Origin of the sequence: Saccharibacillus kuerlensis DSM 22868 (assembly GCF_000378145.1) — a bacterium.
In the GTDB taxonomy this organism is placed as follows: Bacteria; Bacillota; Bacilli; order Paenibacillales; family Paenibacillaceae; genus Saccharibacillus; species Saccharibacillus kuerlensis.
Genome location: NZ_KB899277.1, coordinates 485,591 through 501,685 on the forward strand (window position 1 = coordinate 485,591; position 16,095 = coordinate 501,685).

At 50.3% G+C, this 16,095-nt stretch carries 12 protein-coding genes; 1 reads left to right on the forward strand and 11 read right to left on the reverse strand.

The features are described from left to right. Positions 1–147: 147 nt before the first annotated feature. From F456_RS0102280 to F456_RS23400, 10 genes are all read right to left on the reverse strand, one after another. Complete coding sequence (locus F456_RS0102280; RefSeq protein ID WP_018975386.1) at positions 148–1,107, reverse strand: 4-hydroxy-3-methylbut-2-enyl diphosphate reductase; 960 nt, start codon at positions 1,105–1,107, stop codon at positions 148–150. 112 nt (positions 1,108–1,219) lie between these two features. Further along, positions 1,220–2,755 (reverse strand): sensor histidine kinase, encoded by a 1,536-nt coding sequence (locus F456_RS0102285; RefSeq protein WP_018975387.1) that lies wholly within the window; start codon positions 2,753–2,755, stop codon positions 1,220–1,222. A 19-nt stretch (positions 2,756–2,774) separates the two neighbouring features. Beyond that, positions 2,775–3,467 carry a response regulator transcription factor gene (locus F456_RS0102290; RefSeq protein WP_018975388.1) on the reverse strand — a complete coding sequence of 231 codons (693 nt, stop codon included), beginning with the start codon at positions 3,465–3,467 and terminating at the stop codon, positions 2,775–2,777. Positions 3,468–3,630: 163 nt separating this feature from the next. Further along, positions 3,631–5,286 (reverse strand): S1C family serine protease, encoded by a 1,656-nt coding sequence (locus F456_RS0102295; protein WP_018975389.1) that lies wholly within the window; start codon positions 5,284–5,286, stop codon positions 3,631–3,633. Between the two features lie 299 nt (positions 5,287–5,585). Next, entirely contained in the window at positions 5,586–6,245 is a 660-nt protein-coding gene (locus F456_RS0102300; protein WP_026293596.1) for a response regulator, read from the reverse strand. Next, positions 6,157–7,281 (reverse strand): sensor histidine kinase, encoded by a 1,125-nt coding sequence (locus tag F456_RS0102305; RefSeq protein WP_018975391.1) that lies wholly within the window; start codon positions 7,279–7,281, stop codon positions 6,157–6,159. The genes F456_RS0102300 and F456_RS0102305 overlap by 89 nt, the downstream gene beginning before the upstream one ends. 12 nt (positions 7,282–7,293) lie before the next feature. Further along, the gene (liaF, locus tag F456_RS23395) at positions 7,294–8,601 is read right to left on the reverse strand and encodes a cell wall-active antibiotics response protein LiaF (protein WP_018975392.1); all 1,308 of its coding nucleotides are present in this window, start codon (positions 8,599–8,601) and stop codon (positions 7,294–7,296) included. A gap of 163 nt (positions 8,602–8,764) precedes the next feature. After that, complete coding sequence (locus tag F456_RS0102315) at positions 8,765–8,953, reverse strand: hypothetical protein (RefSeq protein WP_018975393.1); 189 nt, start codon at positions 8,951–8,953, stop codon at positions 8,765–8,767. Between the two features lie 258 nt (positions 8,954–9,211). Beyond that, a complete protein-coding gene (thrS, locus tag F456_RS0102320) occupies positions 9,212–11,149 on the reverse strand; it encodes a threonine--tRNA ligase (RefSeq protein ID WP_018975394.1) in 1,938 nt (645 codons plus the stop codon). Between the two features lie 443 nt (positions 11,150–11,592). Next, positions 11,593–12,261: an HAD family hydrolase gene (locus tag F456_RS23400; RefSeq protein ID WP_018975395.1), complete on the reverse strand. Its 669-nt coding sequence runs from the start codon at positions 12,259–12,261 to the stop codon at positions 11,593–11,595. Positions 12,262–12,421: 160 nt separating this feature from the next. Between F456_RS23400 and F456_RS0102330 the strand changes: the two genes are divergently transcribed. Continuing rightward, positions 12,422–14,242, forward strand: a complete 1,821-nt coding sequence (locus tag F456_RS0102330) for a S9 family peptidase (RefSeq protein WP_018975396.1) — start codon at positions 12,422–12,424, stop codon at positions 14,240–14,242. A gap of 210 nt (positions 14,243–14,452) precedes the next feature. Here the strand turns inward: F456_RS0102330 and F456_RS0102340 are convergent, their stop codons facing one another. Next, positions 14,453–15,928: an alanine/glycine:cation symporter family protein gene (locus tag F456_RS0102340; protein WP_018975398.1), complete on the reverse strand. Its 1,476-nt coding sequence runs from the start codon at positions 15,926–15,928 to the stop codon at positions 14,453–14,455. Between the last annotated feature and the right edge of the window lie 167 nt (positions 15,929–16,095).

The window sequence follows — 16,095 nt, forward strand, 5'->3', positions numbered from 1 at the left end:
TCACTCTGTCCGTTCCTGTAAACGATTGCGCACAAAAAGCCGGAATGCGTGTTCCTCGCATTCCGGCTTTTTATGCTGTCTGCTAAAGCGTTCAAAAACTTCAGATTTTGCTTTTGCTCTGCGTTCACTCTGCCTTTACTCTACTTTTTACTCCGCTTTGGCTTTCGTCTTCTGCCGTACAGGCGGCAGCAGCTTCTTCATATCAATAGTACGTTTGATCTCCCATGTGGAAGGATCGCTTTCTTCGAACTGTTCCAGATATTGAATAACTTCTTTCGTAATCGGAGTCGGTGTCGAAGCTCCGGCGGTAACCGCTACCTTCTGAATGCCCATTAACCATTCCTGTTTGATCTCACTGACATCCGATACCCGGTAAGCGGTCGTTCCCGCGATCTCTTCCGACACCTGTGCCAGACGATTGGAATTGTTGCTGCGAGGGTCACCGACCACGATAACCAGATCGGCTTGGCCGGCCTGCTCGGCAACGGCCTCCTGGCGCACTTGGGTTGCAAGGCAAATTTCATTATGCACTTCGGCACCCGGATAGCGTTCCAGCAATTTTTTCATGATTACTTTGATATCCCACTGGCTCATCGTTGTCTGGTTCGTAATAATGATTTTGCCTGACGGTATATTAAGCTGCTCGATCTCTTCTTCTTTTTCAATCAAATGAACATGATCCGGAGCGACTCCGATGGCGCCTTCCGGTTCGGGATGATTTTTCTTACCGATATAAATAACCGTGTAACCGTCCTCGGTCTTCTCACGAATCAGATCATGTGTCTTCGTTACATCCGGACATGTCGCATCGACGGTCGTCAGTCCCCGTTCACGCGCACGTTTACGCACTTCCGGCGATACGCCGTGTGCGGTGAAAATAACCGTACCCTTGTCCACCTGCTCCAAAATTTCGAGACGGTTCGGTCCGTCGAGCGTTACGATCCCTTCATCCTCGAACGATTGGGTAACGTGTGCATTATGCACAATCATCCCCAGTATATAAATAGGCCGGGGCAGATCGAGGTTTTTGGCCGCTTGTCTTGCGAGCACCATCGCATCGACTACGCCGTAACAGTAGCCGCGCGGGGCGATACGTAGAACTTCCATCTATCAGCACCTGCTTTCGGATTTCTTGTCTTAAGCGCAGTTCGCGCATACCCCGATTATACCGTATTGGACGCCTTGAAGAAAGGAGGCCAATGGAGCGGTATGTTCAGCGCTATTTCTGCTCTCCCAATTTTCCTTCTTCGTTCTCGTCCTGCGATTGGATATCGATAATTTCTTCCGCAGCTGCAGCCGAATTGATTTCGGGAAACAGCGCCGGCAACCAGATAATAAAGGTCGTCCCTTCTCCCTTGACTGTGACAACCTCGACCGAACCTTGATGTTCGTCAATAATCCACTTCGCAATCGACAGACCCAACCCGGTTCCCGGCGTTTTGCCCCGTGATTCGTCAGCCCGGTAGAAGCGCTCGAAAATATGCGGCACTTCGTCTTTGTCCATACCGATTCCCGTATCTTTTACCCGAATGCCAACCTGCTGGCGATACAGAATAATATCAAGTGATACCCGGCCCTCCATTGTGTATTTAAAAGCATTTTCAATAAAGATAAACAGCATCTGCTGCAAATAATCTTTGCTTCCTACAACGGCAATACCGTCGAGTGCAGTCAGATCGCCCGGAACCCATTCCGCCCGATGCGGCAGAAACTGTGCGCGGCGGACCACTTCTTCCACCAGCGGGCCCAGCTGCAGCAGCTCTTTCTGAATGGTCTGGCCGGCATCTGCGCGAGCAAGCGACAGCATATCACTGATTAGTCGGCTCATTCGTTCCGACTCGCCGGCAATATCGCCGATCGCCTCGACCGACATCTCCCGCAGATCTTCTTCACTGAGCCCCGAAGGCATGGTCTCCATTGTCCATATCTTTTTGAGCAGATCGGTGTTGCCCCGTATTGTCGTCAATGGCGTACGAAGCTCGTGCGAGGCATCCGACACGAAGCGCCGCTGTGCACGATACGATTCTTCCAAATCTTTATAGAACATTTCCGTTCGCGCCATCATTCGGTTAACCGTACTGATCAATTGACCGACCTCATCCTGCGGACCTGTATAATCGATACGCACACTGAGATCGCTGCTCGTCTGCACCGCATTGGCCGCCTCGATGACTTTTCCGATCGGCGCCATCGATTTACGGGCAAGAAACATTCCCAGCGTCGAGGCGAAGATCAGTGTCGAAATCGAGCCGAGCACCAGAATAAAGCGCAGATCGGAGAGCATGTTTTCCGCTTCTTCGGTACTGGCTGCAATTTGAAGGAGTACGGGCGATCCCGTAGCTTTGGTTCGGAGCATCTGTTGATACATCAAATACGGTCGACCGTCGGAACGGATACGGCTGAACTCCTGTTTGACGTTATTGAACGGAGGAATGTCGAACTTCAAAGTGCTGCTGCCGTATGTCATATTATTCGACTGCTGCAGAACCCCTTTATCATAATAATAAATTTGTACATACAGCCGGCTGTCGATCGTTTTCAAAATGTTATCAATGCTGATATCGGAAGTGACCATCCCAATATTGTCTTCGACAATACTCTGCCGAATCTGCTCCCGAATCCGGCTCTGCCAAGTGTCATAAGTGTTTTCATACGTGTTGTAATAGACAAAAGTATAGATAACCGCGCTGAACATTAACAAAGTTAGCGCGAGGATGCCCGAATACCAGGCAGTAAGACGTAAACGTATGGACATGTGAGAGGGCTGCCCCCTTTTAGGAATCGCTTCTTAAGATGTAGCCGGCGCCGCGTATCGTCTGAATCAAACGTTTCCCGCCGTATTCCTCGGTCTTCTGCCGCAGCATCGCGACGTAGACTTCCAATACGTTCGATTCGCCGCTGTAGTCATAACCCCAAATTTTATCCATAATCAGATCGCGGGACAACACCCGTCTCGGATTGAGCATAAAGAGATGCAGCAGCTCGAACTCCTTGGCCGTCAGTTCGATGCGCTGTCCCTCCCTCGTGACCTCGCGTGAATCTACATTCATAACCAGATCATCGAAGCTAAGCCGCTCTCCGTCGTCATCACGTACGGTGTCCGTCTTGCGACGCAGCAGTGCACGCACTCGGGCCAGCAATTCTTCTAATGCAAAAGGCTTGACCAAGTAATCGTCTGCGCCCAAATCCAGTCCTTTGACCCGATTTTCCAGTTCGTCCTTGGCGGTAAGCATCAGCACCGGAACTCCGCTGCCTGCTTCACGCAGTCTGCGTACCACTTCGAAACCATCCACTTCAGGCATCATAACGTCCAGGACAAGCAGATCGGGATCGGTGGTCCGCATCAATCTCAGTCCTTCCGCTCCGTTGGGCGCCGTATGTACCTCGTAGCCTTCGAAAGCCAAGCCCCTGCGCAGCATAGAAATGATTTTTTCGTCATCGTCCACTACCAAAATATTGGATCGCATATCTTCCTCGTTCCCCTCTACGTTCTTTTTTCTTATTGTAACAACGTTTGTTCGCCTTCGCATCCCGTTTCGTTCAAAAGACAGAAAAGAGCAAAAAGCAAAGACGGGAAGGAATGACCCTCCCGCCTGTGGCATGTTTTTCGCCTTTCCCCGGCAGCGGGAATTATTGACCGCCGAACGGGTTGATGAATCCGTTATTGTTCTGGCTGTTATTGTTCTGCTTGGCCGCATCCGAATTCTCATACTCATTCCGATCGCCGATCGTCACTTTAAGGTCTACTTTTTGATTGTTGCGCACAACGTTCAGCGTAATGGTATCGCCGACTTTGAATGCCTGAATCGCTTCAATCAACTCTTGACTTGATGCATAAGGTGTACCGTTAATTCCTGTAATGATATCGTAGCTGCGCAGATCGGCTTTATAAGCAGGAGATCCGTACAGCACATTGCTGACAAGAGAGCCTTCCTTCGTGTCGACTCCCATCTGCTGTGCAATGCTGTCCGACATTGTCGTCAAGCTGGCTCCGATAAACGGAACGGCTTCCTTCGGAATTTCTTCGTTATTTTTCAGCTGTTCCACTACATTCTTGATCGTATTCGAGGAGATCGCGAAACCGATTCCCTGTGCTTCCGTGCTGACAGCCGTATTCATACCGATGACTTCGCCGTTCAGATTCAGCAGCGGGCCACCGGAGTTGCCGGGATTGATGGAAGCGTCGGTCTGAAGCAGATGCTTATATTCGGTCGCTTGACCCGTTGTTTGATCGGCGATCGAAATTTCGCGTTCCTTGGCACTGAGGACACCAGTCGTTACCGTATGCTCAAAGCCTTCCGGATTCCCAATAGCAACGACCCAGTTTCCGATCGCCATATTATCAGAGTCTCCAAGCGAAATATAAGGGAAGTCGCTGCCGTCGGTGCTTTTGATTTTCAGAACCGCCAGGTCAAGGTCGGCGCTATGACCGAGCAGTTCCGCTTCATAAGGCTTGGTCGTACCGTCCATCGTAACCTGGATGACGTCTCCGCCTTCGACAACGTGATTGTTGGTCAGAATATAACCTTCTTTGTCAAAAATAAATCCTGTTCCCAGTCCAAGCGGCGTCAACTGATCCGAAGAAGAGCCCGAGCCGCTATTCCCTTCATTCTCGCTATCTCCTTGCGAACCGCCATAGAAGTACTGGAAGAACGGATCATTATAAGTCGAATTGCCTCGGCTGCTGGATGAGCTGCCTTTGGAGAGTGTTTCGATCTTCACAACTGACGGGCTGGCTTGGTTTACCACTTCCGCGATATCTTTGGACGAGTCTATCGTATAGGCTGCCGTGGAGACTCCGCCCGTGTTCCCTGAATTGTTGGATGGGGCGGCCGGCTGCACAGCAGATGCCTCGTCGCTCGATAACCACCCGGCATGTCCGGCTGTGAATACCGAACCTGTAATCACAATTGCACCAAGTGCACCGGCTGCAAATGAAGTCAGCGCATGTTTGAACGAAGATTTCGGCTTCTGGTTATAATTCCAATTGCCGCCGCTTTGGCTGTTCGAAGCAGATCCTCCGAGGCCGCTCGACGAAGTGGACGAATCATAACCGCGTACAGCGATTGGAGACGTAACTTCAACATCTTGTACTTTTTCGGCTTCCGGATCGGATGCACCAACCGACTGGAAAGGCCCGTATGAGTAATAATAGGATGAGCTGTCTGGGCGATTGCCCGTCTGCTCGGAGGAAGCTCCGTCTCGGTGCTCGCTGCGATCATGGGTACCCTTGTTATCTGCTGCATTGTTTTCGTCGAAACCATTTCCGTATTTCTTTTCATCCATCTCTATTTTCCTCCTCGCTTTCGGGCTGCGCCCAATAACGTAAATTTGATTTGTACATCCGATTAAGCTGCACTTCCGAACGTTAATCTTTCCGGAATTTATTGGGAAGTGTCGTTTGCTTCTGTAGTTATTTTCGCGCAGCAACCTTAATTACACATTAAAAGAGGCATAAAGATAGATAAGAAAAAGAAATTTATAGGTTAAAAGATTACCCATGATCTGCTGCAGACATGCCAAAAAGCCTTTTCGCATGGAAAAGGCTTCAAACGCCAATCTTACTTATGAACTTATGTAAGAGACTACGAACGGGCCATACCCTGTCGATGCGCATAGATTGCCAGCTGTGTCCGATCCTCCAACTCGCACTTCATGAGCAGGTTACTGACATGCGTCTTGACCGTTTTAATGCTGATATGCAGCTCTTCGCCGATTTCTTTGTTGCCCATCCCTTCGGCGATCAGCAGCAGCACTTCTTTCTCACGTTCGGTCAGCGGCGACGAGTCGGCTTCGACGGTCCGCTGGCGGATACCCCGCGTCAGCGCTTGCGAGACATCACCAGTCATGACCGGCATACCGCGATAAGCACCTTTCAGCGCATAGATCAATTCTTCTGCCGTTACTGTCTTCAATACATAGCTGACTGCTCCCGCTTCGATCGCTTCCATCACCAGCTTGTCTTCGAGGAAACTGGTAAGCATGACAACCCGAATACCCGGAAACTCCGATACGACAAGACGAGTCGACTCGGTACCGTTCATTTCGGGCATCATCAGATCCATCAGAATCAGATCCGGTAGGTCTCCGCCTTCCGCAGATGTAATGCGAAGCCGCTCGATCACTTCGCGTCCATTGGCCGCTTCTCCAATCACTTCAAACCCGGGCTCCAGCATCAGATAGGTTTTCAACCCCATCCTCACCATGTCGTGATCGTCCGCCAGCAGAATTTTGATTTTGTCCATTCTCTTCCACTGCCTTTCCTTCTGTGAATTTTGGAATATGTATCCGGACTGTCGTCCCCGCGCCCGGCTTGGAGAGAATCTCTGCTCTGCCGCCAAGCTTCTCTGCCCGCTCGCGCATCGTCATCAAGCCGTACGAACCCTGCTTCTGGGGTGCGCCGCCGGAAAAGCCTCTGCCGTCGTCGCTGATCGACAGAAGCACCTGCCGTTCATTTTCCCGGAGTGATAGACTGACCATGCTTGCTTGAGCATGTTTGACGATATTGGCCATTGCTTCCTGAACGATGAGGAACAGCTGCTGCTCGATCGCTTCGGACAACTCGTCACACAGTTCGACATCCTGTACTCCCTTCAATCCGTTCTGTATGCAGTAATCAGGAAACCAACGATCCAATGCTTCGGGAAGCTCTGTTCCTTCCAATTCGACCGGACGAAGCTGGGTAATCAGCGCCCGCATCTGCCGCTGGGCCAAATTGGACATTTGAATCAACTGCTGCATAACCGGTTCTGCGGCAGCCGGATTGCGTTCCAACACTTTGGGAAGCGAAGCGGCAGACATATGAATGGCGAACATCTGCTGGCTGACCGAATCATGCAGGTCGCGTGCCATTCGGCGGCGTTCTTCGCGCACAGCGCTTTCGATAAGCTGTTCTTTGCCGACCGCCTCATTTTCGCCCAATTTTTGCAGCAGTTTGGTTTTATTCTCGATCGAATCCATCATTACGTTAAACTCCCGGTAGACCCGGGCGAACGACTGATCTTCCGTATCGCCCAAACGAAGCGACAAGTTGCCCTGCGATACCTGCAGCATACTGTAATGCAGCACATCGATCCGCCGCTGAATGCGCTGACCGGCTATATAACCGGTTATAACCGCCACCAGTACCGAGGCCAGAAGATAGAACAGCCAGATTTGCCGAGGAAATACCTGTACAAATCCGTATAGGCTGGACCAATACAACAAAGCGGCGAGAATCCCGCCGCTCAGCAGGAAGTAAAACAACAGTTCCCACTTTGTGTTTTTCAATAAGTTTCCCATAAGCGCCCGCCTTTATCCTACAATATTGACGTTGATGTCGGCGATGAAGGAGCTGACCGAAATCTTGATTCGCTTTGCACAATCTTCATAGTTGTAAGTTTCGTTTACGCCACTGCCCATTCCGCCGCGTGTGTGTCCCAGCACATTGTGGTCTCCAATAAATGAGCTGCTCTGTACTTTGACCCCTACTTCCGGATCGTTCGGCATATAGATGACAATATCGCCGATAAAACAGGATACGTCGATTTTCGTTGTTCCGTAAGGAATCTGAGCCTTGGTCAAATCGATAACCGTATCTCCGATAAAATGGGAAACATTAAGCGGTTTAAGCCGGAAGTAGTCTTTACCAATGTAATAATCTCCGATAAAACTCGACTCGTTGACCGTTTTTTCCTTTTTGCCTTTGTCCGCTTTTTCCCGGGCTTTTCTCATTTCTTCACGGTCATAACTGCCGAATCCGTATCTGCTATCTTCGTCACAGCTATCGTAAAACCTTCCTCTTTCTGAAAATTCTTCCTCAAAATAATCTTTTTCTAGAGAAATTCCGTTTTTGCGAGACTTATGACGTTTGCCGTCTTCCTGCTTCATCGATGATCTGAAATCGTTCATCGCGCTGCCTACTTCGTTCTTAACTTCGTCCGCGATTCGTGAAAAATCGATTTTTCTCACTTGATCCGCAGTTTGCTTACCGATCTCGCGGGCCATACTTCCGATTTTTTGAAATTCGGCTCCATTTTTCGAATCGCTGCCAAATGCGTGCCGGGCATCCGACTCCATCTTCTCACTGCCGCCCTCCTGCGCGGCTGCACGGGTGCGGTTTTTCTCTTTTTCTGCGTCTGTCTTATCCAGATCCACAAACATGCGGTCAAGCGGCGATTCCAGCGGTTCAATTGGAGACGGCGGCATCGGAGGCCCAGGCGGACGATTTCTGACCGATCCGTCTTTGCCATAGAACTCTTCGGGAAGTTCACGCTCTGCCGACGGATATCCAGGAGATTTTCTCGGCTTCACCAATACGTAAATGCCGGTGGCAATCAGTCCCGCAGGAATAAGAAATTTGAAAAATTCGCCTGGGCTCAGCATAATCATTCCCAGATTACGGGCTTGAAAGTATCCGCCGATTGCTACCAGAATCAAGTTCCCTACTGCACTCGAGCTGTGCTTTTTCATTCCCATCAGCTGCTGAAGACCGACAAGAATCAAGATCATCGGCCAGAATGTGCGAATTAAATCCCCAATGCTGTAGCTGATATACCCAAGCTGATAAGCCAAAAAGAACCCGCCAATCGCGATCAGCCATAACGCTCCGCTCTTCTTCATTGTGTGTTCCTCCTTCTATGTGGGCCGGATCCTGCCGATTCGGCAGTTCGGAATGTTCCTTCACTCTTGAATTCAGTGTAAAGGAAACGATATACGGACAGAAGCGGCGCGGGAATGAAACTCGTCTCGGTCTCCAGACCGAGACGTTTACTCCGATTCGGTGTTACACACGTGCCTTCATAAAACTCAGCGCCCATTCTTCATTTATTCCTCTCCAGAGTTCTTGAATGCTTTTCCGCTCATTCTCTTGGCTGAGATAAGCGGCCACGCTTTGCTCCTGCCTTCCTTTTCGACCGAATAATCGTCCATAGGCTTCCTTAAGCAGTCTCTTCATTTTCCGATTGCGTTTCATAATCCGCTCCTCCTCTTCGTTTTTTTCAGTATGGGTGAAAAAGAAAAGGAGCTTAAGCGGCGCGGGATTGATTTACTTTTCCTGCTTCGGAGCGAACCTTCGGACAGCCTGCCGCCCGAGACGACTCAGGCCCGGGGCTGAGAAAGACTTGAAGTGTATAAGAAAAACAAGCACAACAAAGGCCGCTCCCTAAGGAACGGCCTTCTATTGTGCATTCAAACAAATTGTACATGTAACAAAGTTTGAGTTAAACGGATATTAGATCTTGCGCGTGCGAATCTCTTCCTGAAGCAGCGCGATCACTTCGTCCAGCGGCTTGGCTCCGAGGTCGCCTTCGCCGCGCTTGCGGACAGATACGGCACCGGCTTCTTTCTCGTTCTCGCCGACAACGAACATGTACGGCGATTTTTCAAGCTGTGCTTCACGAATCTTATAACCCAACTTTTCGTTGCGCACGTCGGTTTCGACGCGAATACCGGCTTCTCTCAGTTTATCCGCTACCTGCTCGGCATACTCACTGTAGTTGCCCGATACCGGAATGATTTTGGCCTGCATCGGCGCCAGCCATAGAGGCAGATTGCCCGCAAAGTTCTCGAGCAGGAATGCTGTGAAGCGCTCCATTGTGCTGATAATGCCCCGGTGAATAACGACCGGACGATGCTTCTGACCGTCATCGCCGACGTATTCCAGTTCAAAGCGCTCTGGAAGCAGGAAGTCGAGCTGCGCAGTCGACAGCGTCTCTTCTTTGCCCAATGCGGTCTTGATCTGTACGTCGAGCTTCGGTCCATAGAATGCCGCTTCGCCTTCCGCTTCGTAGAACGGCAGATCGAGCTCTTCGACAACTTCGCGCAGCATGCGCTGGGACATTTCCCACATTTCATCGTTCTGGAAGTACTTTTCTGTATCCTGCGGATCGCGGTAAGACAGACGGAAGCGGTAGCTTTCGATGCCGAAGTCTTCGTAGACTTTGGCAATCAGCTTCACGACGCGGCCGAATTCTTCCTTGATCTGATCCGGACGGCAGAAAATATGCGCATCGTTCAGCGTCATTGCACGCACCCGGTGGAAGCCGGTCAGCGCGCCGGACATTTCGTAACGGTGCATCAGACCCAGTTCCGCAATACGAATCGGCAGCTCGCGGTAGCTGTGCATATCGCTCTTGTACACCATCATATGGTGCGGACAGTTCATTGGACGCAGTACAAGCGATTCGTTGTCCAATTCCATCGGCGGAAACATGTCTTCCTGATAGTGTTCCCAGTGACCGGAAGTTTTGTACAGCTCCACGTTACCCATCACCGGTGTGTACACGTGCTGATAGCCGAGTTTTTCTTCCAGATCGACAATATAGCGCTCCAGCGTACGACGCAGCTTGGCACCGTTCGGCAGCCAGATCGGCAGACCCTGTCCGACCAGATTGCTGAAGGTGAACATTTTCAGATCTTTGCCGAGCTTGCGGTGATCGCGCTTTTTCGCTTCTTCCAGGAAGTGCAGATGCTCGTCCAGTTCGGCTTTCTTGAAGAACGCTGTACCGTAGATGCGCTGCAGCATCTTGTTTTTGCTGTCTCCGCGCCAGTAAGCACCGGCTACGCTCAACAGTTTGAATACTTTGAGCTTGCCGGTCGAAGGCACGTGAGGCCCGCGGCAGAGATCGAAGAATTCGCCCTGATCATAAATTGTGATATTCGAATCTTCCGGCAGATCGTTGATCAATTCGAGTTTATACGGATCGCCTAGTTCGCCAAAGATTTTAAGAGCTTCTTCACGGCTCACTTCACGGCGGGTAATCGGCAGATTCTCGTTTACGATGCGCTCCATTTCCTTCTCGATCTTCTGCAGATCTTCCGGGTTGAGACCGTGCTCAAGGTCCATATCGTAATAGAACCCTTCTTCAATGACCGGACCGATGCCCAGCTTGACTTCTTTCGTACCGAACAAACGGCGTACTGCCTGCGCAGTCAAGTGCGCCGTACTGTGGCGAACCACTTCAAGGCCTTCGGGCGAACCCGGCATGACGATTTCGATAACCGCGCCGTTTTCGAGTTTCGTGTCCAGGTCGACAACGATCCCGTTCTGTTTGCCCGCAAGTGCATTTTTTCTGAGACTGCTGCTGATCGATGCGGCAACATCCGCAATTGTGCTGCCGTCTGCGTATTCCCGAACGGAACCGTCCGGCAGACTGATAGAAATAGCCATGATGAAAATTCCTCCTTCAAATTTGAGAAAATAAGCTGCGAAACGAACGCAAAAAACACCCGTCCCGCGAAGGGACGAGTGTTATACCCGTGGTTCCACCCTGATTCGGCTTCGGTCCGCTGAACAGCCGATTAAGCTGAGGCGGGACGATAAGCCCTCGTTGAGCACATCAATAACGGAAGTGCGGTTCCGGCGATCTCTACTGTCCGTACTGTGAAAAAGGATGCGATCGATTGATCGTCAACTTCCCGGTTCGGGGTTCGAGAGCGCAGCTCGGAAGGGGTAAATACAGGACGGTCCGGAGGAAATTGCAGCCATTGTTCCCTCTCTCTGGAGCGGTGCCGTGTGCCGTGTACTCATGTCTTCGTCGTCGCTTTTGCTGCTGTTTATTATAAAGGCGCTTCGAGCACTCGTCAAGATACTCGGACAGCGAGCTATTCCACTTACCGGTTCAGAAGCTTCGGCAGATCGGTAATCCGGTCGATTACCGCATCCGCCTCATCCAGCTCCCCGGGTTCGGCAAACTCCGAACGTACCCCGATAACGGGAATTCCCGCTTCCTTTGCAGCTTCGACGTCCGATTTTCGGTCACCGACCATCACAATTCTTTTGCCCTCGCCTTGTCGTTTGAGTTCGTTCAGCACCTCGCTTTTCCGCGAAGCTGTTATCGTACCTGCACACAGCTTGTATGTGATGCAGTCGCCCAAGCCATCTTGTGCCAGCACGCTGCCCAGATATTTTTCTCCACAGTTGCTGGCAGTAGCCAACTCATAGGTTTGGCACAATTCTTGAAGCATCTTCGGTATGCCGGGCAGTGCAAAAGATGCTTTGCCCATCTGTTCACTTAACAGATCGGAGTGTCGCTGTTTATAAAAATCATGCTTTTCTTCGGGCATATCAGGTGCAACCGTCTTCCATGCTTCATCGCCGATCATACCAAAGGTCGCATAAATATTTTCTTTGGAAGGCTGCTCCTCCGCATCTCCATTCTCAATCGCTTCTTCAAATACTCGGTGATACACATCCAGCATCGCCTCCGATGTATCGATCAGCGTACCGTCCAGGTCGAACGCGATGATATCTATAGGTGTCAGCTCCATTTTTTTAACCATTTCTCTCATCCTCCCTGTCCATTAATTCATCTGTTTTAAATAGAATTTCTTCTTTCTTATACCCAAATTGGAAGGGTTTTGGATGTGGATGACGAATATTGTATGGTGCACGTCCTGTATAACCCAACAACCGGCAATAAGCCGACACAAGGAGGATTCCATGCTATCGTTCAAAAAACCCGATGTCGAGCAGTTCTTCCGTACATTTGCGATTCAGGATTTCGCGGTAAGCCCGGACGAAGATCAGCTTGTGTTCAGCACCAACCTGAGCGGCAAGTTCGATTTGTGGGCAATGGATCTTCCTAACGTTTTTCCGTATCCGCTTACCTTTAACGGACAAAATTGTCATGCGATCAAATATGACAAACGCGGCCGTTTTCTCGTAGTGGGATTCGATCGGGATGGCGACGAAAATTCGCAGCTGTATGCCCTTCAGCCGCGGGGAGGCGAACTGCTTCCGCTGTGTGTAAAAGAAGGACATCGGCATATGCATCCTATTTTGTCGGAGGACGGCAAGCGTCTTTATTATACGTCGACCAAAGAAGATCAGACCTACCTCAGTGCACTCTGCTGCGATCTTGCGACAGGCCAGGAAGTGTCCGTCCTGCAGGGTTCCGGCGATGCGCCCGTTTATCTGATCGATATCAGCCCCACAGAAGACTATCTTGTATATATTAAACAGTTTGCTAATACGCATACCCCGGGGTTTCTCTGTTTCGGCGACAAACATGTTTCTCTTGATCCGGAAGCTGAAGGCGAGTATACCGTTTCCGATTCCGTTTTTACAGGCGAACACGAACTGTATTTCTTGACTACGGCAGGCGGTGACTTCTCGTACCTGGCCAAATTCGATGTCAAAACCGAAACGAAAACAAAACTGCTGGAGCTTGAAGGCGTGGACTTTACGTCCATTATCCATGACAAAGAACACGGCCAACTGTACCTTACGGCAAGCAAAGGCGTTTCGGATTATCTGTATACTTATGATTTGGAGTCCAGTTCAATGGGCGGCGTTGCGCTTCCGGTTGATGTCATTACCTCGCTGAAGCTGGGCGAAAGCGGAAGTTTGTATGTGCTTGGACGAAGTGCAGTCAGCCCAACCAACATTTTCAAAAAAGAACGCCTTGCCGAGGAATGGACATGCTGCACCAATTACGGCGTTCCGGGGATTGCGGAGGAAGAGCTTGTTCGCCCGGAAGTCGTGACGTATCCGTCTTTCGACGGCCTGGAAATTGAAGCTTTGTTCTTCCGAGCTTCCGAGGAATCGTCCAACGGACATACGATTTTGTGGCCGCATGGCGGACCTCAAGCAGCCGAGAGACTTGCTTTCCGCTCGCTGTTCCAATTCCTTGTCAACCGCGGCTTCAACATTTTTGCGCCTAACTTCCGCGGATCGACCGGATACGGTCTTTCTTTCTGCAAGCGCGTTGAAGGCGACTGGGGCGATGGCCCGCGTCTGGACAATACCGCAGGACTCGACTGGATTGTAGAGAACGGATATGCCGACCGCGATAAGCTGCTGCTGATGGGCGGAAGCTTCGGCGGCTATATGGCTCTTCTGCTGCACGGACGCCATGCCGACTACTTTAAAGCTGTGGTCGACATCTTCGGCCCGAGCGATCTTTTCTCGTTTATCGAATCGGTACCGGAACATTGGAAGCCGATCATGAACCAATGGGTTGGTGATCCGGTCAAAGACAAGGAAAAGTTGACCGCTTACTCCCCGATTACCTATCTGGACGGTATGACGAAGCCTATGCTTGTCATTCAGGGCGCCAACGACCCTCGCGTCGTAAAAGCCGAATCCGATCAGATTGTCAAAGCGCTGAAAGATAAGGGCGCAGACGTCGAATATATCGTGCTAGAAGACGAAGGACACGGATTCTCGAAGAAAGAAAATGAGATGAAAGTGTATCGGGCAGTGCTCGAATTTTTCGAAAAAGCGATTAAGACAGAACCTGCTGTCATTCAGGCCGACTAAATGCTTTGAACGAAGTCCCGTACCTTCATCAAGATGCCGATTTCAAGACCACACTTTCGAAAGAGCTTCTGCACATAATCTTTATGATCGTATAAAAAAACCGATTCGGCATCAGCCGAATCGGTTTTTTTATACACTTTTTGATATACCGTACCTCTTTTGATATACCATACCTCTAATCGAAAACTATTGATTTTATAACCTACGGAATTAGCGAGCGGTACGCTTACGCTCGGGAGGAATCGAACTTTCCTTGCCGTTGATTTCCATCCAGATGTCCGCATTGCGGATACCCAGTTTCTCCGGATTGAAGATTGGATCAAGTCCGGCTTTCTTCTGCTGCTCGTAGTCCTTCAGGACGGCAAGCGCAGGCTTGGCAAGCAGTACAATCGCAATAATATTCAGCCAAACCATGAGTCCGAGACCAATGTCTCCCAATGCCCAAGCCATCGAAGCCGTTTTGACCGCTCCGTAGTAAGTTGCACCTAGCAGCACTACCTTCAAGACCAGCGCGGGCCAGAGCAGCTTTCTTCCTCGGAACAGATAAGCCAGATTGGTCTCGGCGATATAATAGTAGGCCATGATTGTTGTGAAAGCGAAGAAAAACAGTGCAATAGCAACAAATCCGGCTCCCCATCCCGGAACGACCGACTCGATCGCCGCTTGGGTGTACCCTGCTCCTTCTTCGACACCGGGCAGGTTTTCAACGATGAATCCGCCATTTGTATCGGCTACGTTGTACATTCCCGTAAACAGAATCATAAAGGCCGTTGCCGAGCATACCAACAAAGTATCGATATAGACCGAGAATGCCTGAACCAATCCCTGTTTGGCAGGATGGGACACTTCGGCTGCCGCAGCAGCATGAGGTCCTGTTCCCTGTCCCGCTTCATTTGAGTAAATGCCTCGCTTGACACCCCAAGCAATTGCCGAACCGATAATTCCACCAAATGCGGCATCCGAGGCGAAAGCACTGCGGAAGATCAGGCCCAGTACGTCCGGAATCTCTGACAGGTTCATACCAATGATGACGATCGCCATTAAGATATAACCGACTGCCATAAAAGGTACAACAAATTCAGCTACTCGTGCAATACTCCGGATACCGCCGAAAATTATAACTGCAAGCAGAACGACGAGTACAATTCCTGTAACGACGGACGGTATGCCGAATGCATTCTTCATGCCGACGGCAATCGAGTTCGACTGCACACCTGGCATCAACAGACTCATTGCGGCAAGCGCAGCAATTGCGAAAATAACGGCGAACCATTTCCATCCGATTCCTTTTTCTATGTAGTACGCTGGACCGCCCCGATACTGGCCGTCCTGTTTAACCTTATAAACCTGACCCAGCGCCGATTCGATATAGGCTGTGGCCGCTCCGATGAACGCAATCGCCCACATCCAAAATACAGCTCCCGGGCCTCCCAATCCAATAGCCGTTCCTACACCCGCAATATTGCCGGTTCCGACACGACCGGAAAGAGCAATTGTCAAAGCCTGGAACGAGGAAACGCCCGAGTCCGAACTTTTCCCTCTAAACATCAGCTTAACCATATCCTTGACGAGCCTTACCTGTAGGAACCGAGTCAACAGAGAGAAGACCAGACCTACACCGAGACAGACATAAATAACCGGCGTACTCCACAACAAACCCGAAAACCAATTCACGAATTCTTCCATAGGGCCTCCGATTCAGTTAATTTTCTTTTCACATCATGTAATCTTAATATCGCGAATTATAGAGGATAAAGCGGGAAGATGACAATATCCATGTGAGATATTTTTTCAGTGGACTCTATATTGCATATAAAAAGACCCGACATCTCTCATGTCGGGTCCAACTTTTC

What these genes read in the sequence shown, in the direction of transcription:
- liaF (WP_018975392.1), bottom strand. Translation starts at nt 8,601, where the DNA reads ATGAAGAAGAGCGGAGCGTTATGGCTGATCGCGATTGGCGGGTTCTTT.
- F456_RS0102285 (WP_018975387.1), bottom strand. Translation starts at nt 2,755, where the DNA reads ATGTCCATACGTTTACGTCTTACTGCCTGGTATTCGGGCATCCTCGCG.
- F456_RS0102280 (WP_018975386.1), bottom strand. Translation starts at nt 1,107, where the DNA reads ATGGAAGTTCTACGTATCGCCCCGCGCGGCTACTGTTACGGCGTAGTC.
- F456_RS23400 (WP_018975395.1), bottom strand. Translation starts at nt 12,261, where the DNA reads ATGGTTAAAAAAATGGAGCTGACACCTATAGATATCATCGCGTTCGAC.
- F456_RS0102305 (WP_018975391.1), bottom strand. Translation starts at nt 7,281, where the DNA reads ATGGGAAACTTATTGAAAAACACAAAGTGGGAACTGTTGTTTTACTTC.
- F456_RS0102315 (WP_018975393.1), bottom strand. Translation starts at nt 8,953, where the DNA reads ATGAAACGCAATCGGAAAATGAAGAGACTGCTTAAGGAAGCCTATGGA.
- F456_RS0102295 (WP_018975389.1), bottom strand. Translation starts at nt 5,286, where the DNA reads ATGGATGAAAAGAAATACGGAAATGGTTTCGACGAAAACAATGCAGCA.
- F456_RS0102300 (WP_026293596.1), bottom strand. Translation starts at nt 6,245, where the DNA reads ATGGACAAAATCAAAATTCTGCTGGCGGACGATCACGACATGGTGAGG.
- F456_RS0102340 (WP_018975398.1), bottom strand. Translation starts at nt 15,928, where the DNA reads ATGGAAGAATTCGTGAATTGGTTTTCGGGTTTGTTGTGGAGTACGCCG.
- thrS (WP_018975394.1), bottom strand. Translation starts at nt 11,149, where the DNA reads ATGGCTATTTCTATCAGTCTGCCGGACGGTTCCGTTCGGGAATACGCA.
- F456_RS0102330 (WP_018975396.1), top strand. Translation starts at nt 12,422, where the DNA reads ATGCTATCGTTCAAAAAACCCGATGTCGAGCAGTTCTTCCGTACATTT.
- F456_RS0102290 (WP_018975388.1), bottom strand. Translation starts at nt 3,467, where the DNA reads ATGCGATCCAATATTTTGGTAGTGGACGATGACGAAAAAATCATTTCT.